General features: G+C 40.7%; 16 protein-coding genes. 11 read left to right on the top strand and 5 right to left on the bottom strand.

Annotated elements, in window-relative coordinates:
* The first annotated feature begins 85 nt into the window (after nucleotides 1-85).
* The 10 genes from FMM05_RS08535 to FMM05_RS08490 all read left to right on the top strand — a co-directional run bounded on the left by FMM05_RS08535 (nucleotide 86) and on the right by FMM05_RS08490 (nucleotide 16,952).
* Entirely contained in the window at nucleotides 86-2,554 is a 2,469-nt protein-coding gene (locus FMM05_RS08535) for a glutaminase family protein (RefSeq protein ID WP_143372920.1), read from the top strand.
* Nucleotides 2,555-2,557: 3 nt separating this feature from the next.
* The gene (locus tag FMM05_RS08530) at nucleotides 2,558-3,682 is read left to right on the top strand and encodes a glycoside hydrolase family 76 protein (RefSeq protein ID WP_143372919.1); all 1,125 of its coding nucleotides are present in this window, start codon (nucleotides 2,558-2,560) and stop codon (nucleotides 3,680-3,682) included.
* A 10-nt stretch (nucleotides 3,683-3,692) separates the two neighbouring features.
* Nucleotides 3,693-5,861 carry a hypothetical protein gene (locus tag FMM05_RS08525; protein WP_143372918.1) on the top strand — a complete coding sequence of 723 codons (2,169 nt, stop codon included), beginning with the start codon at nucleotides 3,693-3,695 and terminating at the stop codon, nucleotides 5,859-5,861.
* A 21-nt stretch (nucleotides 5,862-5,882) separates the two neighbouring features.
* The gene (locus tag FMM05_RS08520; protein WP_143372917.1) at nucleotides 5,883-8,165 is read left to right on the top strand and encodes a GH92 family glycosyl hydrolase; all 2,283 of its coding nucleotides are present in this window, start codon (nucleotides 5,883-5,885) and stop codon (nucleotides 8,163-8,165) included.
* A 55-nt stretch (nucleotides 8,166-8,220) separates the two neighbouring features.
* Nucleotides 8,221-9,144 (top strand): ROK family protein, encoded by a 924-nt coding sequence (locus tag FMM05_RS08515; RefSeq protein ID WP_143372916.1) that lies wholly within the window; start codon nucleotides 8,221-8,223, stop codon nucleotides 9,142-9,144.
* Nucleotides 9,145-9,285: 141 nt separating this feature from the next.
* Nucleotides 9,286-10,317, top strand: coding sequence for a LacI family DNA-binding transcriptional regulator (locus tag FMM05_RS08510; protein ID WP_143372915.1), 1,032 nt, complete (start codon nucleotides 9,286-9,288; stop codon nucleotides 10,315-10,317).
* Nucleotides 10,318-10,514: 197 nt separating this feature from the next.
* The gene (locus FMM05_RS08505; protein WP_143372914.1) at nucleotides 10,515-12,818 is read left to right on the top strand and encodes a GH92 family glycosyl hydrolase; all 2,304 of its coding nucleotides are present in this window, start codon (nucleotides 10,515-10,517) and stop codon (nucleotides 12,816-12,818) included.
* Nucleotides 12,819-12,852: 34 nt separating this feature from the next.
* On the top strand, nucleotides 12,853-14,283 hold the full coding sequence (locus FMM05_RS08500) for a glycoside hydrolase family 125 protein (protein ID WP_143372913.1): 1,431 nt from the start codon (nucleotides 12,853-12,855) through the stop codon (nucleotides 14,281-14,283).
* Nucleotides 14,284-14,465: 182 nt separating this feature from the next.
* A complete protein-coding gene (locus FMM05_RS08495) occupies nucleotides 14,466-15,773 on the top strand; it encodes a flavin monoamine oxidase family protein (RefSeq protein ID WP_143372912.1) in 1,308 nt (435 codons plus the stop codon).
* A 180-nt stretch (nucleotides 15,774-15,953) separates the two neighbouring features.
* Entirely contained in the window at nucleotides 15,954-16,952 is a 999-nt protein-coding gene (locus FMM05_RS08490; protein ID WP_394345148.1) for a glycoside hydrolase family 43 protein, read from the top strand.
* An 88-nt stretch (nucleotides 16,953-17,040) separates the two neighbouring features.
* Here FMM05_RS08490 and FMM05_RS08485 read toward each other — a convergent pair whose 3' ends face one another.
* The 3 genes from FMM05_RS08485 to FMM05_RS08475 all read right to left on the bottom strand — a co-directional run bounded on the left by FMM05_RS08485 (nucleotide 17,041) and on the right by FMM05_RS08475 (nucleotide 19,732).
* On the bottom strand, nucleotides 17,041-17,406 hold the full coding sequence (locus FMM05_RS08485) for a nuclear transport factor 2-like protein (protein ID WP_143372911.1): 366 nt from the start codon (nucleotides 17,404-17,406) through the stop codon (nucleotides 17,041-17,043).
* A 175-nt stretch (nucleotides 17,407-17,581) separates the two neighbouring features.
* On the bottom strand, nucleotides 17,582-18,031 hold the full coding sequence (locus FMM05_RS08480; protein WP_143372910.1) for a GNAT family N-acetyltransferase: 450 nt from the start codon (nucleotides 18,029-18,031) through the stop codon (nucleotides 17,582-17,584).
* 12 nt (nucleotides 18,032-18,043) lie between these two features.
* Nucleotides 18,044-19,732: an RluA family pseudouridine synthase gene (locus FMM05_RS08475; RefSeq protein WP_143372909.1), complete on the bottom strand. Its 1,689-nt coding sequence runs from the start codon at nucleotides 19,730-19,732 to the stop codon at nucleotides 18,044-18,046.
* A 302-nt stretch (nucleotides 19,733-20,034) separates the two neighbouring features.
* On the opposite strand from FMM05_RS08475, the gene FMM05_RS08470 reads away from it, so the two are divergent.
* Nucleotides 20,035-21,762 carry a mechanosensitive ion channel family protein gene (locus FMM05_RS08470; RefSeq protein ID WP_143372908.1) on the top strand — a complete coding sequence of 576 codons (1,728 nt, stop codon included), beginning with the start codon at nucleotides 20,035-20,037 and terminating at the stop codon, nucleotides 21,760-21,762.
* 19 nt (nucleotides 21,763-21,781) lie between these two features.
* On the opposite strand, the gene FMM05_RS08465 is transcribed toward FMM05_RS08470, so the two are convergent.
* Nucleotides 21,782-23,065, bottom strand: coding sequence for a UDP-N-acetylmuramoyl-tripeptide--D-alanyl-D-alanine ligase (locus tag FMM05_RS08465; protein WP_143372907.1), 1,284 nt, complete (start codon nucleotides 23,063-23,065; stop codon nucleotides 21,782-21,784).
* Between the two features lie 75 nt (nucleotides 23,066-23,140).
* Nucleotides 23,141-24,814 (bottom strand): gliding motility lipoprotein GldJ, encoded by a 1,674-nt coding sequence (gene gldJ, locus FMM05_RS08460; protein WP_143372906.1) that lies wholly within the window; start codon nucleotides 24,812-24,814, stop codon nucleotides 23,141-23,143.
* Nucleotides 24,815-24,935 lie beyond the last annotated feature (121 nt).

The following is a 24,935-nucleotide window of genomic DNA, read 5'->3' as shown; positions in this document are numbered from 1 at the left end:
AGGTATTCCGAAGTCGTTTCGGAATACCATTCTTAATGATCTGCATCCACTAAAAAATTATTGAATTTAAATTACAAAAGCAATTATGAAAATATATATGTCGATTTTGGCTGCCGCTTTTGCCGTTATCAATATCAATGCCCAGGAGTTAAGGGCTCCTGCATACCCGTTAATAACGCATACGCCTTATCAGAGTGTATGGTCGGCAGGGAATGAGCTTAACGGTGTCGCCACGCAGCACTGGACTGCAACAGAACAATCGCTCACAGGGTTGATTAAAGTAGACAATGAGGTATACCGTTTTCTCGGTGTGGAATCTACAACGTATAAAACAGTTATGCCCACTGCCGATGAAGAAAATTACACGGTAAAATATACCGAGGAGCGTCCGTCAGGTAACTGGAACAACGCTGATTTTAATGATGCTGCGTGGAAATCAGGCAAAGCACCTTTTACAGATGATGCTAACGCAAAAACAAGCTGGAAATCTAAAAACTTATGGACAAGGAGAACCTTTGACCTGGCAGATAAAAATTTCGATAAATTATATCTTAAGCTTCGCCATGATGATGATGTTGAGGTGTACCTGAACGGTGAAAAAATATATGATTTTAAAGGATGGAAACACGAGTACAAATACATTGCTATAGATAAAGCAATCATAGCAAAGTTAAAAGCTAAAAACAATGTACTTGCCGTTCATATAGAAAACACTGCGGGAGGCCAGTGGCTGGATGCAGGTTTGGTAACCGAAGATGCTTCAATGAAAAGCGTAAACATTCTTGAGGCAAAACAAACTGGCGTAACCTTAGAGGCTACCAGTACAAAATATACGTTTGATTGCGGAAAAGCACAGCTTAAAGTAACGTTTACCTCACCGCTTTTAATGGATGATCTTAAATTGTTAAGCAGGCCGGTATCGTATATCTGGGTGGCAGTAAGTGCTAAAGATGGTAAAGAACACAAGGTACAGGTATATTTGGGGGCGTCAGGTTCACTTGCGGTTAATACTCCCGCACAGGAAGTGGAAGCCTGGCGCTATAGCCAAAATAATTTAGCCATATTAAAGGCCGGTACTACAGAGCAGCCAGTTTTGCAAAAGAAAGGCGATGATGTTCGTATCGACTGGGGTTATGCTTATGTAGCAACGCCAAATTCTAAAAATGTAAAACAATACATCTCTGCTGCTAACAAAGGTTTTGAGCCATTCCTTAAAAATACAGAGGGCTCTAAGGTAGATAACCAAAAAGGTACCAACTTATATTTAAACACTATTGTTGATTTAGGTACTGTTGGTAAAAAAGAAACACAACAGGTTTTTTTAATGGGTTATGACGAATTGTTTGCTGTAAACTATTTTGGAACCAACTTAAAGCCATGGTGGAAAAAAGACGGAGCCACAATTGAGCAGGCACTTAGCGAAGCAAACACCGATTACAAAAAAGTACTCCAAAAAACCGATGCGTTTGATGCGCAGTTAAAATCAGATGCTACTAAAGCGGGTGGTAAAAAATATGCCGATCTATGCATTTTAGCCTACAGGCAGGCCATTGCTGCACATTCAATCACTCAGGCGCCAAACGGGGAAATTTTATTTCTTTCTAAAGAAAACCATAGTAACGGCTCTATCAATACGGTAGACCTTACCTATCCGTCGGCACCCCTTTTCCTTCTTTATAATCCTAAATTGATGGAAGGCATGTTAAACGGAATTTTTTACTACAGCGAAAGCGGTAAGTGGAAAAAGCCTTTCCCGGCGCATGATTTAGGAACATACCCTATTGCTACCGGGCAAACCTACGGAGAAGACATGCCGGTAGAAGAAGCCGGTAATGCCATTATTGTTGTGGCTGCAATTGCACAGCAGGAGGGCAACGCCGATTATGCCAAAAAGCACTGGGCTACCCTGACCGAATGGGTAAATTATTTAAAGAAGAGCGGTTTTGATCCGGGCAATCAGTTATCTACAGATGATTTTGCAGGACATTTAGCCCGAAACGCCAACTTATCGGTAAAAGCAATTGAGGCATTAGCGGCTTATGGAAAACTCGCCGGGATGTTAGGCGATAAAAAGACCGAGAAAGAGTTTATTGATGCTTCAAAAGAAATGGCGGTTAAATGGATGGAGCTTGCAAAAGATGGAGACCATTACTCATTAGCTTTTCAAAGTAAAGGAACCTGGAGCCAAAAATACAACCTGGCATGGGACAGGATCTTAAACCTGAATGTTTTTCCTGAAAGCGTAATGAAAACTGAAATTGCCTATTACCTAACCAAGCAAAACAAATATGGTTTGCCCTTAGACAGCCGCGAGAATTATACAAAATCAGACTGGGTTATATGGACGGCATCATTAACTGATAACAAAAAAGATTTTGATGCCCTGATTAACCCAATGTGGGATTACGCCAACGAAACAAGCAACAGGATGGCATTGAGCGACTGGCACAATACCGTAACTGCAAATAAAATGAACTTTACGGCACGATCTGTAGTAGGGGGGTATTTCTTACCACTTTTAAAATGGAAGTCGGCACAATCAATAAAAAAATAAGACATGAAAAACTTTAAAATAATTTACCTGTTTGTATTAGGTGCTTTTTTTGCCTCATGTAGTGATGACGACCCTACAGGGCCAGCGTTTTGGGATCCGGATAACAGCAATGTTACACCTTATACATCTGCCGATGCAACGGTAGCTTACGATGCTTTTAACTTTCAGTTTTATAACCCTGAGGCTAAATTGTATTACAGCACAACCGAGAAAGGAGGGCTTGGCTCTATATGGACACAGGCAATTTTCTGGGATATTTCTATGGATGCCTATAAGCGTACCAACGATCCTAAATACCTTGCCTTGGTAGGCGATATTTACCAAGGGGCTTACAACGAGTATGATGGGTTTAATTACAATAATACTGTTGAATGGTTTATTTATGATGATATCATGTGGTGGGTAATTTCGTTAGGCCGAGCGTACGAGCTTACTCATAACGAGGCGTATCTTCAAAATTCAATTGCTGGCTTTAACCATGTTTGGAATGGCTCTTATGACCCTGTGGATGGCGGTATGTTTTGGGATTTTGCACATTCAGGAAAAAATGCATGCATCAATTACCCAACAGTAATTGCAGCCATGAAGTTATATGAAATAACCGGTGATGAAGAATATTTAGCAAAAGCAATAGAGATATACGAATGGTCTCAGGATAATTTATTTCAACACTCAGATGGCCGTGTAGCGGATAACAAAATAGGCGATAACGCAGGTTTTTCGGACTATACCTATAACCAGGGAACCTGTATTGGGGCGGCTATGGCACTTTACAAACAAACCGGTAACCAATCCTATCTTGATGATGCCATATTGGCCGCAGATTACACCAAAAATGTAATGTCTGATGAAGATGGTATCCTTCCTGCTGAGGGCGACTGGAACGAGCAGGGCGTGTTAAAAGCTATTTTTGCAAGGTATTTAATGGATCTGGTAAACGATGGCAACCAAACACAATACTTACCGTGGATTCGCAGGAATGCATCTATAGCCTGGAAAAACAGGGATATTAACAGGAACATTATGTACCGCGATTATGATGTGCAATGCCCTGTGTTAACCATTCAGTCTTTTGAAGCGTGCAGCGCAGTGGGAATTATGCAAATTGCCCCACCGGAAAATAATTAAAGCAGGAAGTATGAAAAGCTATTTAAAAAAATGCCTTCTCGCCTCACTTTTTACCTTACCTGTTGCTGCTTTTGCACAACAAAAAGAGCCTAAAACGGTCTTTCAGGTTGCAGATAGCTGGAGTCCGGCTTATGATGTACGGGCAGATGCTGCTATAGTTTACGGCATTAACGATGCCGGCGGGAACTTTAAAGAAAGGGCAAAAAGCTGGAAAGATAAGGGCTATACCATACAGTTTATGACAGGTATTGCATGGGGGCAGTACAAAGAGTATTTTAAAGGTAAATACGACGGTAAAGAGCACTTTGATGAAGGCCAGAAAATGAAAAACGGCGAGATAATATGGCATGGGGAGGATGTTCCTTACACAGTGCCTACTGCCGGCTATATTGCCTATATAAAAACGCTGGTTAAAGAAGCTATAGATGCCGGTGTTACCGCAATTTACCTTGAAGAACCGGAATTTTGGGCCCGCGCCGGTTACAGCGATGCCTTTAAAGATGAATGGCAAAAATTTTATGGCGCTCCGTGGCAGGCACAGCACGAGTCGCCGGAAGCAACGTATTTGTCTTCAAAACTAAAATATGGCCTGTATTACAATGCTTTAAAAAGCGTTTTTGAATATGTGCATACGTACAGCAAAAGTGTAAATAAGAAAGTAAAATGCTACGTGCCCACACATTCCCTGATTAACTATGCCTCATGGGAAATTGTTAGCCCCGAAGCCAGTTTAGCCCAGCTCCCACATATGGATGGTTATATTGCGCAGGTGTGGACGGGAACGTCGAGAGAGCGTATTTACTTTAACGGAGAATTTAAAGAAAGGACTTTTGAAAATGCGTTTTTAGAATACGGGTCGATGGTTTCTATGACGGCGCCTACGGGCAGGGAAATGTTTTTCCTTACCGACCCGATAGAAGACCGGAACCAGACATGGGCCGATTACAAGAAAAATTACCAGGCTACTTTTACGGCGCAGCTGTTGTATCCTACGGTTGCTAACTATGAGGTTATGCCATGGCCGCCACGCATTTACCTTGGTAAATATAAGATGGAGGAAGGCCAGGAAAAGCAACCGCTTTCTAAAGCATACGGCACACAAATGCAGGTAATGGTTAATTCGTTAAACAGCATGCCGCTTTCAAAAAATGAAATTAATGGTACAAAGGGCATCAATGTTTTATTGGCCAATTCTATCATGTTTCAGCGTTTTCCTATCCATGAAGGCTATCAGGATCCGTCGCTTTCTAATTTTTACGGAATGGCATTGCCATTATTAAAAAGAGGTATTCCTGTTGGTACTGTCCACATGGAAAATATAGGCTTAAAGTCGGGTTTAAAAGATACCAAGGTCCTGATCATGTCGTATTCAAACATGAAACCGCTTTCGGCTCAAAATCACGAGGTCTTAGCCAAATGGGTTAAAGATGGCGGGATGCTTATTTACTACGGCAGGGACGATGATCCTTTTCAAAAAGTAACTGAGTGGTGGAATAAAGATGGCAATAATTACAACGCACCGTCTGAACATCTTTTTGAGCTGATGAACATAAAAGCAACTGCTTCCCAAACAAATTATAGTTTTGGTAAGGGCAAAGTATTCATTGTTAGGGAAAACCCTAAAGAACTGGTAATGCAAAAAGGTGGCGATAAAAATTTTCTTGAAATAGTTAAAAATGCATATCAAAACACAGTGCCCAAAGAAGCGTTGCAATTCAAAAATTATTATTACCTGGAACGCGGCCCTTATGACATTGTTGCGGTTTTAGACGAGAGTATAAATGCAGAACCACTACACATAAAACGCCCGGTAATAGACCTTTTTGATCCTGAGTTACCGGTGTTACAGGAAAAAATAGTCAACCCCGGAGAGCAGGCCTACCTTTTTGATATGAAAAGGATTGAAAACAAAAAACAGCCTCAGGTTTTGTGTGCAGCCTCAAGGGTATATGACGAGAAAGTATCTAAAAAAAGTTACGCTTTTTTAACCAAAAGCCCGTCGAATACTATGAACGCGATGCGAATATTATTACCATCAAAACCTGTAGAAATAATCCTGAAAGATGCTGCCAACCAACCTCTAAAAGATTTTAAAACAACTTGGGATGAAGGGAGTAAAACCTGCCTGCTGCAATTTGAAAACAACAGCGATGGCATCCAGGTACATATCAAATGGTAAGCAAACAATAAGATAACAATTATGAAGTATAAATATCTGTCACTTTTTATTTTAATACATTTTTTTAGCCATGCACAAGTACCAGGCGGCAATTTAGACCTGGTTCAGTATGTGAATACGTTGCAGGGCACAAATTCTAAACATGAGTTAACTAAAGGAAATACCTACCCTACAACGGCGTTGCCTTTTGGCATGAATACATGGTCGCCCCAAACCGGCAACAATGGCGATGGCTGGAAATATCAATATTTTAAAGAAACCATACGGGGGTTTCAGCAGGCGCACCAGTGTAGCTCGTGGTCTAATGACTATGCCGTTTTTTCGCTAATGCCCGTTACCGGAGCGTTAGAACTTAACGAACAAAAAAGGGCAGCAAAGTTTAGCCATGCTAACGAAATTGCAAAACCCCATTACTACAAAGTACAATTTGAAAATAAGATAACAACCGAAATGTCTCCCACGGAAAGAGGCGTTCACATGCGTTTTTCATTCCCTAAAAATCAGCCATCTTATGTTGTATTAGATGGATATACAGGAATGAGCGGCGTAACAATTGATGTTAAGAAACAGAGGATTACCGGCTATGTTCAAAACGGGAAAGGTTTTGACCAGGTTAAAGAATTGAAGAATTACTTTATAATCCAGTTTGATAAGCCTTTTAAAACCCAGGGAACCTGGGAAAATAAAACCGGCGAAAAATGGGATAATAAGTTAACCGCCGAAGGCCGCGGAGTAGGTGCGTACCTTCAGTTTAAAGAGGGAGTAACCGTTCAGGCTAAGATAGCTTCATCATACATTAGCTATGAGCAGGCACAGCTAAATTTAGACAGGGAACTGGGTAAATTTAAAAAACTGGAAGATACTAAGGAGGCCGCCCGCAAAGTATGGAACAAACAATTAGGAAAAGTTGTTGTAGAAGGCGGTACCGAAGAACAAATGCGAACATTTTATTCGTGTTTGTTCAGGGCAAGCCTTTTTTCGAGGAAATTTTACGAAGAAAAAGCAGATGGAAGCCCCATTTATTTTAGTCCTTATGATGTAAAAGTACACGATGGGTACATGTATACCGATACCGGTTTTTGGGATACGTTCAGGGCTCAATTTCCTTTAAATGCGCTATTATCACCTCAAATGCATGGTCGTTATGTGGGCGCTCTGGTAGATGCGTACGACCAGTTTGGCTGGCTGCCATCATGGTCTTTCCCTGCCGAAGCTGGTAGTATGATAGGCAATCACGGAATCTCACTTTTAACCGACGCCTGGGCAAAAGGTTTCAGGACATTTGATTCTGAAAAAGCCTTAAAGGCTTACTATCATGAGGCTACAAATAAAGGTCCGCAAGGCCCATCTAACGGTAGGCATGGCTGGAAAGAATACTATACATTAGGTTATGTTCCGTATCCTGAATATGGCGAGGCTACCGCCAAAACTTTAGAGTATGCCTACGACGATTTTTGTGGTTACGAACTTGCAAAAATGACCGGCAACCAGTTTTACCAGGATGTGTTTTCAAGGCAGATGTATAATTACAAAAATGTATATAATGCTAAAGACGGCTTTATGCAAGGCAAAAATGTAAACGGGCAGTGGAAACAAAATTTTGACCCCTATGAATGGGGTGGGCCTTTTACCGAGGGAAATGCGTGGCATTATTTGTGGTCGGTTTTTCACGACCCTCAGGGTTTAATCGGTCTAATGGGGGGCGAAGATAATTTTAATAAAAAATTGGATGCGATTTTCTCCAGCCCCAATACCGTTAATGTGGGTACTTATGGAGGTAAGATTCATGAAATGACAGAAATGGAAGTGGGCAACATGGGCCAGTATGCGCATGGCAATCAGCCCATACAGCACATGATATATTTATATGATTATGCCGGACAGCCCTGGAAAGCGCAATACCACGTTCGTGATGTAATGGAAAAATTATACAACTCTACCGAAAATGGTTATCCGGGAGATGAAGACCAGGGACAAACGTCTTCATGGTACGTTTTAAGCGCCCTTGGTTTTTACAGTGTTTGCCCGGGAACCGACCAGTATGTATTAGGAAGCCCGGTCTTTAAAAAGACAACGATTAATTTAGAGAACGGGAAAAAGTTTGTAATAGAGGCTCAAAACAACAGTAAAGAAAATGTTTACATCCAGTCGGCTACCCTTAACGGGAAAAATTACACGCACAACTTTTTAACGTATAGTGATTTAGTAAATGGTGGTGTCTTTAAGCTCGAAATGCAGAACACGCCCAATGAAAAAAGAGGGACTGAGGTTTTAGACCGCCCGTTTTCTTTAACAAAAAAGTAATCCTTTCCGGAGTATCTAAAACAAAAAGAATTAAATTATAAAATAAAGAATTAAAATGCCAATAGTAGGAATCGATATAGGGGGAAGCCATATAAGTAGTGCCGCAGTAAATGAGGATACACTAACTATAATTGAAGGGACATACTTTAAAGGGCCTGTTGACAGCAAGGCTTCTAAAGAAACAATCCTGAAAGGATGGGCTGAAATAATTAATCAGACCCTTGGCAAGCTAAATACTTCAGAAGTAGTAGGAATAGCTTTTTCTATGCCGGGCCCATTTGAGTATGAAACCGGAATTGCCATGTTTGAGGGCAACGATAAATACGAATCGCTATACAATGTAAATGTTCCGGAAGAGTTAGGTAAATACCTGAACAGTCAAAATGTTTCCTTTAAGTTTTTAAACGATGCAACCTGTTTCGGTATCGGTAGTGCCTTATTGCAAAAAGATGGCGGCAGGAACAAAAAAATTATTGCAATAACACTGGGAACCGGTTTTGGGGCCTCTTTTTTAAATGATATAGTCCCGGTAACAAAAGATGATAATGTGCCTGAAAACGGCTGTTTATGGGATAAGCCCTTTAAAGAGAGCATAGCTGATAATTATTTTTCTACCCGCTGGTTTTTAAATGCCTATGAACAGTACAGTGGACAGAAGATAAACGATGGCGTTAAAGAGATTGCAGGTATAAAAAACGAACATTCTGCAAATGTTTTTAATGAATTTGCAGCCAATTTAAGCAGTTTCCTGTTGCCGCACATATCCAGGTTTAGTGCCGCCTCGTTAGTTTTAGGTGGCAATATTGCTAAATGCCATCCGTTATTCCTGCCAAAAATCCTTGAAAACTTTAAGGAAAACGAAGTCGATATTATTGTAGATGTTATAGAAAACACCGAAGAAGCAAGCATTATAGGAGCCAGTTATGTGTATAATGAGGTTTTTTGGCAAAAAATAAAACAAGCCCTGCCTTCGCTTTGAGTGCTATATTAACAGTTTAATATTACAGTATTGAGACAATATAGTATTATAAACCATAAGTTACTTTAATTATATTTGAAAACAAATTGCCCAATACACCATTGGGCAATTTGTAATATTTTTAAAACGTATCTTTGAGGGATGAAAAAAAAGACAGTATCAATAAAGACCATTGCTGCAAATCTTAATATTTCGGTTACTACGGTATCTTTTGTGTTAAACGGTAAGGCTAAAGAAAAACATATTTCTAAAGAGCTAACCCAGAAAGTTTTAGATTATGCAAAAGAGGTTAATTATAAACCCAATCAAATAGCGCAAAGCTTAAGAACCGGTAAATCAAACATATTGGTTTTTATGGTTGAGGATATTTCCAATAATTTCTTCTCAAAACTGGCACGTATAATTGAGGATATAGCTTATGAAAAAGGATACAAAGTTATTTTTTGCAGTAACGAAAACGACGATAAAAAATCGGAAGAGTTAATCAGTTTATTTAAATACAGGCAGGTAGATGGATTTATTATTGTCCCGTCGCCTGGAATTAAATCTACAATTAAAGAGCTGATAGATGAGAACATTCCGGTTGTTCTTTTAGACAGGTATTTTGCCGATCTTGATTGCAACAGCGTAGTTATAGATAATGAGGAAGCTACCTTTAACGCTACAACACACCTCATTAATAATAAGTTTAAAAATATTGGCTTTATAACAACCGATTCTGACCAGACACAAATGCAGGATCGCTTGGGCGGATACCAAAAAGCCATGACAAAATCCGGGTTAAATGCCCAAGTACTTAAAATTCCGTATATAGCAACAAGCGATAGCAGGTCTAAAGACTATATAAGAAGTTTTTTAAAAGAATCTAAAAGTCTGGATTCCGTTTTTTTTGCTACCAACTATCTTGCACAAACAGGCTTAGAGGTGTTTAAAGAAGATGCACCGCACCTTATTCATGATCTTGGCATTATCGCTTTTGATGATAACGAACTTTTTAAAATTTACGACCCAACAATTACCTCTGTTGCCCAGCCTTTATTTGATATCAGTACTGAATTAATGAAACTCTTATTGCCCTTATTAAAGCGTAAGGATGTAAAAGAAACAACTAAGAATATTTTACTTTCAGCAGAATTAAAGATCCGGGAATCTTCTGGAGCAAAGGTTAAATAGGTTTTTAAAAGATTTAGTTAAATTCTTTAATTTACCCCATATCGTCAAGATTTCAATAATTTTTCCTTTATAAAAAATGTAATGTAAATTTTAGTTTACCATTTTTTATGGTATCGCAAAAAAGTAATAAATATTTTTGTTGATACTAAAACGTTTTAGTATGTTTGCTTTTGTAAATCATTTGGCAAACTATAACTATGTCTATCAAAAAAATCGTTAGCAATTCTATTGCATTTCTTTTTTTATTTCAGTGTGTACGCGCACAGGAAGGTATTATAAACAACGTTGAAACACCTGTAGATTGGGTAAATCCGTTAATAGGTTCAGATTCTGATCATAGCCTCTCAAACGGTAATACATATCCGGCAATTGCCATGCCGTGGGGAATGAACTTTTGGACACCCCAAACCGGTAAAATGGGAGACGGGTGGGCATACACCTACAGTGCCACTAAAATTAAAGGATTTAAGCAAACACACCAGCCTTCGCCATGGATGAACGATTATGGACAGTTTTCTATCATGCCGGTAACGGGGAGTTTAAAATTTAGGGAATACGAGAGGGAAAGCTTTTTTTCGCACAAGGCAGAAACAGTTACGCCGTATTATTACAGCGTTTACCTGGCCGACCATGATGTAACTACCGAAATTGCTCCAACGGAGCGAGCGGCACGATTTAGGTTTACTTTTCCTGAAACAAAAGATGCTTACATAATTATTGATGCTTTTGATAATGGCTCTTATGTAAAAATAATCCCGAAAGAAAATAAAATTATAGGCTACACCACTAAAAACAGTGGTGGCGTGCCGGAGAATTTCAAAAATTATTTCGTGATTGTTTTTGATAAGAAATTCACTGTAAATAAAACGTTTAACGGCGACATATTGTTAGATAGTTTAGAAACCCAGGCATTTCACTCGGGCGCGGTCATTGGGTTTAAAACATCAAAAGGAGAAAAGGTTAATGCAAAAGTAGCTTCTTCATTTATCAGCTACGAACAGGCAGAAAGAAACCTTAAGGAAGAAATTGGCCGGGATGATTTTGATGAGATAAAAGAAAAGGGCAGGGATGTTTGGAATACTGAGTTGAGCCGTATTAAAGTAGGTGGCGGAACTTCGGCTCAAATAACCAATTTTTATTCAGGCCTTTACAGGTCGCTACTGTTCCCAAGGAAATTTCATGAGTTTGATGCCAAAGGAAAAGTTGTGCATTACAGTCCGTACAACGGTCAGGTCTTACCGGGCTATATGTATACCGACACCGGCTTTTGGGACACCTTTAGGGCTTTATTTCCTTTTCTTAATTTAATGTACCCGGAGGTTAATAAGCAAATACAGGAAGGTTTATCTAATGCTTACAATGAAAGCGGATGGCTACCGGAGTGGGCAAGCCCGGGCTTAAGGGATATTATGGTAGGGAACAACTCTGCATCGGTGGTGGCAGAAGCCTATTTAAAGAGTGAAGATAAAGTAAATCCAAATATCGAGAATCTTTACCAGGCTTTAGTGCACGGCGCCAATAACGCAGGACCTTTAAGAGCAGTGGGGCGTTTAGGGGTAAACTATTATAATACCCTGGGATATGTGCCGTATGACGCAGGCATTAATGAAAATGCAGCAAGAACGCTTGAATATGCCTACGATGATTTTGCCATTTACAAGTTAGGTTTAGCACTTAACAAGCCAAAAACAGAAACAGATATATATAAAAAGCGAAGCCTTAATTATAAGAATTTGTTCGACTCGCAAAATAATTTAATGAGGGGTAAAAATAGTAACGGAGAATTTCAGGCACCGTTTAGCCCTTTTAAATGGGGCGATGCGTTTACCGAGGGTAACAGCTGGCACTATTCATGGTCGGTTTTTCATGACGTGCAGGGTTTGATAGACCTGATGGGCGGCAAAAAGGTTTTTGTAAATCAGTTAGATAATGTATTTTCACTTTCCCCAATTTATGATGCAAGCTATTATGGTGGCATAATACACGAAATCAGGGAAATGCAAATTGCAAATATGGGACAATATGCACATGGTAACCAGCCTATACAGCACATGATCTATCTTTACAATTATGCCGGCGAGCCATGGAAAACCCAGTATTGGGTAAGGGAGACAATGAACAGGATGTACAAGCCAACACCCGATGGTTATTGTGGCGACGAAGATAACGGGCAAACTTCTGCCTGGTATGTTTTCTCTGCACTTGGGTTTTATCCTGTAACCCCGGCAAGCGACCAGTATGTTTTAGGCGCACCACTCTTTAAAAATATTGCGCTTAAGCTACAGAACGGGAAAGAGATCATTATTAAAGCTGATGACAACAGCGATAGAAACAGATACGTAAAATCGATGAAAGTTAACGGCGAAAACTATACAAAAAACTGGTTGAGCCATTCAGAATTGCTAAAAGGGGCAACCATTGATTTTGAAATGAACGATTCTCCCAATAAGAGAAGAGGGACAGATAAAGAAGACCTTCCTTACTCACTTTCAAACGAATAGTTATAAGACTGATTTTTATTTTAAATACAGAACGATGCAAAGAAGAACATTTATAAGAAATTCGGCCATGTTTGGCGGCTTAACGTTAATTAACCCGTCTGATTTATTTGCGGGTACCTCTACTATTGAGGGGTTTCCCATTGTAAGGACATTAAAAGCTAACAGGAATTTTCAGAGTGAAAGTGTTGAAAAAGCTATAGCTGAATTTACTAAAAATGTAAAAGACCAGGAACTTGCATGGCTGTTTAACAATTGTTTCCCCAATACCTTAGATACCACAGTAACCTTTTCGATGAAAAACAGCAGGCCCGATACCTATGTTATTACCGGCGATATTGATGCCATGTGGCTGCGCGACAGTTCTGCCCAGGTTTGGCCTTATATGGCTTTTGTAGCAAAAGATAAACAACTTAAAGACCTCATTGCCGGTGTAATAAACAGGCAAACACAATACATTTTAAAAGATCCCTATGCGAATGCGTTTTATAACGATGCTGATAAAAAAGGGGAGTGGACAACCGATTTAACCGATATGAAACCCGGAGTTCACGAACGTAAGTATGAAATCGACTCCCTATGCTATCCCATAAGGCTGGCGTATAACTACTGGAAGACCACCGGTGATACCGCCCCTTTTGATGCCGAATGGAAAAAATCGATAGAGGCAATATTAAAAGTGTTTAAAGAGCAGCAACAAAAAACAAGTAAAGGCCCTTACCATTTTCAGCGTGAAACTGCAAAAGCTACAGATACAAGGGCTTTAGAAGGTTACGGCTATCCTGTAAACCCTGTAGGGCTAATCTGCTCTGCCTTTAGGCCAAGTGATGATGCCACAGTATTTTCATTTTTAGTACCGTCTAACTTTTTTGCGGTGGTAAGCTTAAAGCAGGCCTCGGAAATGATTCGTGAGATTAGCAAAGATGCTAAATTGGTTGCTGAATTAAAGGAACTGAGCACAGAAGTAAGCCAGGCCCTTAAAGATCATGCCGTTGTAAACCATCCAAAACATGGGAAAATTTACGCCTTTGAGATCGACGGTTTTGGCAACCATCTCCTGATGGACGACGCTAATGTGCCCAGTTTGTTGTCGTTACCTTATTTAGATGCTATAGATAGCAAAGATCCCATTTACCAAAATACGCGTAATTTCGTGTGGTCTAAAGAAAATCCTTTCTTCTTTAAAGGAACCGCTGCAGAGGGAATTGGTGGCCCACACGTGGGTATGGATATGATCTGGCCTATGTCAATCACTATGAGAGCATTAACAAGCACCAATAAACAGGAGATAAAAGACTGTATTACAATGCTTAAAGCAACACATGGTAACACGGGCTTTATGCATGAATCTTTTCATAAAGATGATCCTAAAAACTTTTCAAGGCCATGGTTTGCCTGGTCTAACACACTGTTTGGCGAACTGCTTTGGGATACCTATAAGAATCATCCGGAATTATTAACGAAGTAAATATCGTTTTTATTCACGTGCATAATTTAGCTATTTTAAGGTACAAAATGCCTTAATATTTCACTTTCGGACTCTGAGATTTGCAATTGTGATGCGTGAAATTGATTTATCCACGATTGAAAATTTGGGTCATGCAATAGCTTCATCAAAATTCCTATCTTGCTTTCATTTACAATAAATAAATGAAACAGACAGACGTTATTATAATAGGTGCCGGTGCCGCCGGATTAATGGCTGCCTATGCCCTAATTAAGGCAGGTAAAACAGTTACAGTGCTGGAGGCACGCAACCGCTTGGGTGGCCGCATACTTACACTTAATAATGATGTGTTTACCCAACCTACCGAACTTGGCGCTGAATTTGTTCACGGCAACTTACCCGTTACTCTTAGCCTTTTAAAGGAGGCAGGCATTGCTACTACCGGTGTTGATTTTGAAATGTGGCAGCACAAAGACGGATCGTTTATACAAAGTAATGCGTTTATTGACGGTTGGGATGCCTTGCTCAAAGCGCTGAATGAATTACAGCATGATGTGCCGCTGCAGGATTTTTTAGATGAGCACTTTGCAGGTAGCGAATATGCCAAGATGCGCACCCAGGTACAAAACTATGTGGCCGGGTATGATACTGCCGATATCAATGATGTAAGCGCCTTTGCCCTGCGTAACGAATGGAACCACGAAGATGAAGATGCCCAGCACCGTGTTACCGGAGGGTATTGCCGCATGATAAATTATCTTGCCCAAAAGTGCCGCGATGCCGGCAATGATATCCTTATAAACAATGTGGTAAACAATGTGCAATGGCATAATAACAACATAACTGTAAGTGCTACGAACGGAAGTACTTACAACGCCGCAAAAGTAATTGTAGCCCTGCCATTGGGCGTGCTACAGGCCGCTGAAGGTGCCGAAGGAACCATCCTGTTTAATCCGCCGGTGCAGGAGCAGCTAAACGCTATAAATAACATTGGGTTTGGGGCTGTCATTAAAATACTATTAGAGTTTGATACTGTTTTTTGGGAAAGCGATGCCGTTACCAAACAACTTGGCGCTAACCTCTCTACCATGGGGTTCTTATTTACTAATGAGGCAATCCCTACGTTTTGGACACAAGCGCCTGCACACAGCCCGCTAATTACGGGATGGCTTGGTGGGCCGCCGGCTTATCATGTAAAAGATGCATTTCCTAAGGATGTATTGCAACAGGCACTCACCTCGTTAAGCAATGTCTTTAAAATCGCACCAGATTCGTTAAAACAAAAACTTGTTGCATGGCACGTAGCCAACTGGACAGCCGAACCGTATACCCGAGGCTCTTATGCTTACGATAAGGTGGCAAGCGCTCAGGCGCGTAAGCTTTTGCAGCAGCCTGTTAATGATACACTATATTTTGCAGGAGAATATTTGTACGATGGCCCTGCTATGGGTACCGTTGAGGCTGCTTTAACCAGCGGCAGGAACGTTGCTGAAAAGATATTGAAGCTTTAACAGGCTTCTTCCAATGGCAGCTTTCGATACGATCCCACGGTGTCTTATTTTTCTACAGATCTATTTATAGCAGCCTAATTTAGTGTGATTGACACGCTATGAACAGATTTTGAAATGGATGGGCGAGTAGTAATCCGATTTAAATGAGCTAGTTTGCGAAAACGAAATAGTTATTTAGAGATGAAGCTAAAACTTACAACACCGTTTGCAAAACTGGCGCTATTACTTTTTATATGTCCGTTATTTATCATGTGCGGATCTGATGATAGTAAAGAATCGGTAATTGCAGAAAGCCGTATCAACCCGATGCAGGCCGACCCAACCATATACAGCCATAACGGCACGTATTATCTGTATGGTACAAAAAACAATCCTAATGTACAAGGTGATGGTTTTACAGTATACACATCTACCGACTTAGAAAACTGGAGCGGGCCTGCCGGTGCGCATGATGGTTTTGCCTTTAAAAAAGGCGACGGTTATGGCGATACCGGTTTTTGGGCACCGCAAATATTTGAATATAACAGTAAGTTTTATATGGCATACACAGCCAATGAGCATATTGCCATAGCAGAAAGCAGCAGCCCTCTTGGCCCATTTACTAATGCAGGTAACCCTATCCCATCAGATGGGAAGCAGATAGACCCCTACGTGTTTTTTGATAACGGTAAGATATACCTGTACCATGTGCGGCTCGATCAGGGCAACCGCATTTTTGTAGCAGAGATGGAAGACGACCTTAGTGCCATAAAGCCCGAAACACTTATAGAGTGCATACACGCCACCAAGCCCTGGGAAAATACAGAAAACCTTGACTGGGCAGTAACCGAAGGGCCTACGGTTTTTAAAAGCGGCGAACTGTACTATATGGTATATTCGGCTAATGATTTCAGGAACCAAAATTATGCTGTGGGCTATGCAACATCTGCCAGCCCTACCGGCCCGTGGAATAAAGAAAACAGTAGCCCTTTTATATCCCAACAGTTACTTAACGCTCCCGGCACAGGGCATGGCGATATTTTTTATGATGGGGCAGGAGCTATATATTATGTGTTTCATACGCATTTTTCAACCACACAGGTAGATCCCAGGAAAACAGCAATTATAGAATTATCGTTAGAACAGGGAGTGTTAGCAATTAAGCCGGGCGCTGAGGTAATTTGGCCGTTAACGCACTAGTACTCCTGTAAATTATTATCGCTCATAAAATTTAAAACACCTTCAGTTTTTTGCTGAAGGTGTTTCTTTATAGTAATACTCCAGGCATTTATTTACTACTGTCTAAATAAAGATACAGCGATTTAATTTTTTCGTTTTCAATAATCGCTATGTCCATTCCGCTTGCTACCGGTGGTTGCCCGGGTGCTCCTAAAGACCAGGTAATATAATGTACATTATGGTTACCCTGTGCTTTGTGCAGGCTAAACTCAAACTCGGCCGGCCAGTTTATTTGTAATTTTTCTATAAGTTCGTTTATAGCATCATAGCCGGTAATAGCCGCGCCTGTATTGTCTTCAAAAAAATCTATTTCGGGCGAGTAGATATTTTTCATAATGTTAAGCCGTTCTTCAGCATTACGGTTATTCCATATTTGCAACAGGCTGTTCTCTAAAATTTTTGAAAGATCGTTCATGATATCTAATTTTATGTTACGTATTGTTTTTAGTAATCTTTTGTCTTAGTTCTGATTACTAATGTAAAAGTAGAATTATATGATGCCCTGAACGATGATATATGACAGAAAATAATCTTGACATGTGTCAAGCATATAAGTAGAATACCAAGGGTAAATAGATAGACTCTCGTAATTAAAACACCAACTCCATCACAGGTAAATACCGGTTTTTGATATATGTTTTAAGTTTGCCTATTTTTACAAAACCGAATTTGGCATAAAATAGTTCAGCATTGGGGTCGGCATCAAGAATTACTTTTTTAACGCCTGTACCTGCAATACGTAATATAAAATCATCCATTAAAAACCTGCCCAGGCCTTTGCCGATATATTCCGGCAGGATAAAAAGATTGTCAAGCCTTACTGTATATTCGTTTTCGGTGAAGAACGAATAATACCCGGCAATGATATCATTTATAACTAATTTATAGACTGGTCTGGTTTCAATATAGCTTTTAGTAATGGTAAGCAATTCATGCCATGCAACAATTTGCTCATCGCTATAGCCCCAATACGCTTTAGACTTAAGGGTTATCTCCGTTAAGATTTTATCATCGTTGCTGTTGGCTTTTTCTATGGTCATTGTACTGCGGGATTAAAACTCCTCCATTTCTTCAAAAACCATTATTTGTTTAGTTACGGGATGTATAAACTCCAGGTAAGCCGCATGAAGGTACAATCTGTTTGATGCTGTCCCGTAAAGGTCGTCGCCCACAATTGGTGCATTAAGGCCGTGTTCGTGTGCTGCGTGCATGCGTAACTGGTGCGTACGGCCGGTTAGCGGCCAAAAATGTACTTTAGTAGTGGTAGCTGTGCGCGCTACGGCTTTCCATTTTGTAATTGCTTTTTTCCCAAACTCAAAGCAAACCAGTTGCCTTGGCCGGTTATCTAAGTCGCCACGCAATGGGAGTGATATCTCGCCCTCATTATCCTCAATAATTTTAGAAAGCACCGCGGTGTAGCGTTTGGTAACGGTACGTTTTAAAAACTGTTTTTGTATGTCTTTATGGGCCTCTTTTGTTTTGGCTACCACTAAAAGCCCTGATGTTGCCATATCCAGCCTGTGGATAATAAGCGGCTCAATAGTGCCAAACCTGGCCTGTAAGCGCGTATACACCGAATCCTGTATTTGTATACCGGGTACCGAAAGCAGTTCGGCAGGTTTGTTAACTACTACAAAACTATCATCCTCATATACAATTTTAAGTTCTGTGCCCTCTCCTGCGTTAATCAGCAACGGGTTATCATCTATATCCATCCCTTCCAGCATGTGTGCTAGTATGGGCTTGCATTTGCCTGTACAGGCGGGGTAAAACTGCTTATGTTTCCGTATTTCCGATTTTGGCGGAGCTCCCCACCAAAATTCTGCCATGGCAAGTGGCTTATATCCGTGCAAAAAAGCGTATTGCAACAGCTTGGGTGTGGCACATTCGCCGGCAGCGGCTGGCGGTTTGCCAAAAACAGTATCGCTAAATATGGCATGGAGGCTTTTTGTTCGTCTATCTTTATTAAGAAAAGCATATTGCTCAAAAAGCTGCTGCTGCAATGCCCCTGATTTTTCTTTACGTTCCGTTTTTAGTGCTTCTAAAATCGTATCAAAATGCGCCAGTTCCTGCTTAATTGTATCTAAACGTTGCTGCCAGTTTTGTGTAAGCATATTAAACTGGTGCTTGTCGTGCAGGCTGTTGCGTACTAAATAGGCTTCAAAAAAAGCGTAATCCTCCGGCGTTAAGATGCTTTTTTGTGCATTTCTCGCTTCCTTACGTATTTGCTTATTGCTTTTTAGCTGTGCTTTTAAAGCCGCTATCTCAGCATCCGACTGCGCTATAAATTGTTTTAGTTCGCGTTTTAGGCTTTGATAGGTTGAGTCAGACTCTATTTCTTTAACCCTGTCGTTAATGCTGTTAAGTATGTACTGTTCTTTAAGGAAAAAGCTATCCTCTAAAAGCATATCAAAAACCGGAGGTACAAATCGGGAATGCGTATTGCTATCGGCCAGCTTGCCGGAAAACGCCGATAAATACCCTAATTTCCCTTCAGTATCCTGAATCACTAAAACGCCAAACATTTTACCTATAACAAGTCCGGGTTGGTTTTCTATAAGCCCAAAATTATGATCAAGCTCTGTTTGGGTTTCCAAATAGTCTTGTAATTCTGCCGCCGCAATCTGGGTCAGCGGATGCGGTTCATAAAAAAACGGAAACGTAAAACGCTCCGGTAAAGCAATCCCGCTAACGTCGCTGTCAGAAAAATAGGTAATAGTATTTTGGGTAGTTTCGGTCAATTCTTTATAACATATTTATAGCGCGAAAGTAATAGATTTAAGGCTATTAAAATAAAAAAGCTCAAGTAAAACTGAAGCTTTTGTTAGAGTGAATCATCATTTGAATGACTCCCTGAACTTCAGGGGCAATGGGGTCATGAACAAAGCAACGTAGGGCAAAAAATTAAAAGTAACGTTAAACGCTTGCGGCAGGACAGGTATTTTGCTAAATTTAGTAATTGTTTATCTAACCAACCTTATAACCTATGCTTCGCCTAACAAAAATGTTGCACGCACTAATTCTCTTGGGTGTTTTAATGCTAATGCCTTTTCAAATTACTGCGCAAACCTTAAGCGACCTTACAGGCGAAAAACAGGAAGTGCCCGAGCAAAAATTTCCGGATGACTCGCTGGGCAGGCAAAATCCGCGTGGTACGGTTAGTGGATTCATTCAGGCTGTGGCCGACCAGAATTATACTCGTGCAAGCCGCTTTCTTGATCTTACTAAACGTACACAACGCCGCTTAAAGGAGCGGGAGCGTATTGTAAAGGTAATGCAGCGCCTGCTGGACCAGGGCGGCGATATTATGCCGTATTCGCTTATAAGCAATAAAGCAACCGGCCGTACCGATGACGACCTCCCGCAAAATACCGACCTGATAGGTACCGTTACATCTGATGGTGTAATAATAGACCTTTACGTAGAAAATAAGGCTGCCGAAGATGCCCCGCCGGTATGGCTCTTTTCGGAGGAAACCATTGCTGCCGTAGCTGCCCTCAAGATTAATGACAATTTGTTAATTGACAGGGCTTTGCCTCAGGTGTTAAAAGACACCATGCTGGGCGGTGTGCCCATAGGGCACTGGCTGGCGCTGATAGTACTGGTTATTATATCGTATCTTATTGCATGGGGTATTGTTTTCATCTGTAGTTTTTTAATACGCAAAATTTGGCGTAAGGCCGAAACCGAACCTACTTCGGGTATAATTGCAGCTTTGGTGCTGCCATTCAGGTTGTGTGTTGCCTTGTGGATATTTGTAACCGTTTCACAGCAAATAGGCATATCTATAATTGTACGGCAAAGGTTTAGTGCCATAACACTTATAGTAGGGGTGCTGGCATTTCTTATACTATTATGGCGTTTAACCGATTTTATTAGCACATTTACTAAAGACCGAATGACCCAGCGGGGAAGGGTATCGGCCATATCAGTAATACTTTTTGTGCGACGTGCCTTTAAGATAGCGATAATTGTTTTCGGGATCATATCGGTGCTTGGGGTAGTAGGGGTAGATGTTAATACCTGGTTTGCTGCGTTGGGAATAGGTGGTATAGCCCTGGCACTTGGGGCTCAAAAAACCGTGGAGAATTTTGTGGGCAGCGTTACCCTTATCGCCGATCAGCCGGTGCGTGTGGGCGATTTTTGTAAGGTAGGCGAGGTATCGGGTACGGTAGAGCAGATAGGCATACGCTCTACACGTTTGCGTACCGGAGAGCGTACTGTAGTTACGATACCCAATGGAGATTTTTCATCGAACAGGATTGAGAATTACGCCCACCGCGACCGCTTTTTGTTTGACCCGGTTTTGGAATTCAGGAAAGAAACCACCCCCGACCAAGTGCGGTATTTATTGGTAGAATTAAGAGCTATATTATATGCACACCCAATGGTAAACCCCGATCCTGCAAAGGTGAGGTTTACGGGGTTTAATTCCGCTTCGGTAAAAATTGAAGTATATGCTTATATAAACGCTGCAAATTTTGATGCGTTTCAGGAAGTGCAGGAAGATTTACTTTTGCGCATGATGGATGTGGTTGATGCCAGCGGTACCGGTTTTGCGCTACCATCGCAAACTGTTTATCTAACCCGCGATAAGGTTCCTGCCGAAGATAAAGCCGCAACAACGAGCGAAACTGTTAAACAGTGGAAAGAGGAAAATGATTTACAGCTTCCCGGTTTTAGCGAAGAAAAGATAAAATCGATAAAAAGTACATTATCCTATCCGCCGGAAGGTTCTGCGCTTAATAAAGATAAAGGCGCTACAAATTAATGCAGCGCCTTTAAGATTTTTATATCAGATCGAGTGTGCGCTCCAGTGCCATACCCCGCGAACCCTTTATGAGTATATTTTTGTTGATATACTTTACACCCTGCATATATTGCTTAAAATCGTCAAAACTTTTATGAAAGTGTATATTGCTTTCATCTACAATGTTGCTGTAAAAATCCGGACCTATAAAGTGGACTTCTATTTCTTTCTCGTCAATCAATAATTCAACAACTTTTTTGTGTTCGTACAGGCTTTCAGGACCCAGCTCGAACATATCGCCTAAAATGGCAACTTTACCCGGATGGCCTAACTGTATAAAGTTATTTATGGCTGCTGCCATACTGCTTGGGTTGGCGTTATAGGCATCTAATATAATGCTATTACTGTCTTTTTCTAAAAGCTGTGAGCGGTTGTTAGCAGGGATATAGCCTTCTATGGCTTCTTTTATTAAATCATCCGGTACTTTAAAGTAGTGCCCAATAGCAATGGCCGCGCTTATGTTAGCCGCGTTATAAATGCCTATAAGGTGCGATTGTATGTGCAGGTCTTTATAAATCAAAGACACCATAGGATTTGCAGTAATGCTTTCTATTCGCACATCGCCATCATAACTTTCGGTAGCAAAAGTAAAGCGGGGCAGTTGCTGTGTCTTTTCTTTCTGTATGGTATCATTTAAATTTACGAAAGCCATTTTAGTGTTTTGCTCTAAATAAGTGTATAGCTCACTCTTGCCTTTAATAACACCTTCATATCCGCCAAAACCTTCTAAATGTGCTTTGCCAAAGTTTGTAATGTAGCCAAAATTAGGTTCGGCTATGTTGCACAAAAACTCAATTTCTTTTTGATGGTTGGCACCCATCTCTACAATACCAATTTCGGTTTCAGTAGTAAAAGAAAGCAGTGTAAGGGGTACGCCTATGTGGTTGTTGAGGTTGCCTATCGTAGCCTTAGTAGCGTATTTTTTAGAGAGTACAGCATTTATTAGCTCTTTGGTAGTTGTTTTGCCATTACTGCCAGTAAGCCCTATTATGGGCAGGCCAAGCTCCCTGCGATGGTATTGCGCCAGTTGCTGCAAGGCTGTAAGCCCGTTGTTAACCAATAACATCCTGTCATTGGTTTTATAAGCAGGGTTGTCTATCACAACATAAAGAGCGCCCTTATTAAGTGCTTCGGCAGCAAAAGTATTGGCATCAAAGTTGTCGCCTTTAAGGGCAACAAACAAAGAGCCGGGTGTAATTTTACGGGTATCGGTAGCAATACCGGTGCATTCTAAAAAGTAATTGTAAAGCTCGCTGGTTTCCATATAAAATGATAAACGGTGTAAAATAATAAAAGCCCTAAATTAGGGCTTTTATTGATAATTTTATGTTGTAAGAAATTAATTTCTTGCAGTTTTTCTTGCGTTTTTAGGTCCAACTTTAGACATAGCACATCTAAAACCAATATAGTCTGTAGCCATATCCTGAGGGAAGTACCTTCTTTGAGCCGGGTCTAACCAGTAAGCCCTGTCTCTCCACGAACCACCTTTAAATACCCTTACGTTATCGTTAATAAGTGTAGTTCTTTTAGAAGTTTTATCGTATTCTCTAAGCATGTTACCAAGGCTGTCTTTAGCAACAAGGTGTTTAGGAGAATCGTACATCCTTTCAGCATCAGTTAATGCACCTGCTTCTTCGTCAGTAGTACCAAAGTCGTAGTAACGTGTAGACTGCCTGTCACCATCCCTGTAATTTCTGTTATCAGCTTTGGTATAGTTTTGCCTAAGGTAAGTATCTTCTTTAGTAATTTGCGTTTGAGCAATTTGGCCAGGAAGGTTCCTGTACTGTATCCTACCATTGCTTAGAGTATCATACTCAATAGTTTCGGCAGTAACAATTTCAGCACGTCCGTCTTCGCCAATTTTGTTTTTCATGTAAACGTTACCCCTGTAGTAGTTAAAGTCGTTAGCTTCATCATCAACTATAGGACGGTAAACGTCGGCAACCCACTCGGCTACGTTACCAGCCATATCATAAAGACCAAAATCGTTTGGTGGATACGATTTAGCAGGTGCAGTAATATCAGCGTTATCATCGCTCCATCCTGCAATTCCTCCGTAGTCACCTTTACCTTGTTTAAAGTTGGCTAACTGGTCACCTTTAGTCTGCCTTTTACCGTTACGGGTATATTGGCCTTTCCAAGGATATTTTTTGTTACCACGGTATAAATTATACTCACGGTTACCAACAAGCGCTATAGCAGCATATTCCCACTCAGCTTCGGTTGGAAGCCTGTACTCAGGAAGTATAAGGCCAGAAGTTCTTTGGGCATAAACGCCTTTAGCATCTTCTTTGCTTGCAAGTTTATTTCTTGGGCCTTTTAGTACAATTTCTTCGTTACCACCGTAGCTCTTTGTAGGGCTCTCAAGGTAAGCTTCTGTACTAAAAGTAGCTTCTGCGGTTGCATCAGTAAGCTTGGCATCCCTTTTAAGGTAGCCTTCCTGCTCAAGCGTGTTTTCGTTAACACGGTCAGTTCTCCATTTACTAAATTCAACCGCCTGGATCCAGTTAACACCAACTACAGGGTAGTTAGAGTAGCCCGGATGCCTAAGGTAGTTGTTAGTCATGGTTTCGTTATATCCAAGAGCGCTCCTCCATACAAGAGTATCGGGTAGTGCACCTACATATATATTTTTATAGTTCTCTTCCGTAGGAGGGAAAACTCTTTTAAGCCAGTCAAGGTATTCCATGTACATAACATTGGTAACCTCTGTTTCATCCATAAAGAAAGACTGAACGTGTTGTTGGGTTGGTGTGTTGTTCCAATCGTGCATAACATCGTCCTGAACTTTACCCATGGTAAATGTTCCGCCTTCTACTTCAACCAGTCCCGGTGCAGTTGCCTGCTGTTTGTACCTGGAGTTGTGCTGGAAACCACCTTTTCGGTCATTAATCTTCCATCCCGTAGCTGTGGAAGTGTCTCCACCTGCGCCCTTTTTGCTGCAGCCGGTAAAACCCACTGTTACCGCCATTGCGAGCAACACTCTTAAAGCCGTGATTTTGTTAACTTTCATCTTTCTGTAGGTAAATAAATTTCGTGGCGCAATATAATAATTAACCATTAAACTGCAACACGTTTTTAAAATTTTTAATAAAATTACAAAATTATGTTAAATGTGTCTGTATATAACGTGG

The organism is Flavobacterium zepuense (assembly GCF_007097145.1).
GTDB lineage: Bacteria > Bacteroidota > Bacteroidia > Flavobacteriales > Flavobacteriaceae > Flavobacterium > Flavobacterium zepuense.
The sequence above is the reverse complement of the archived record's forward strand: the minus strand, read 5'-3'. Positions and strand labels throughout refer to the sequence as shown.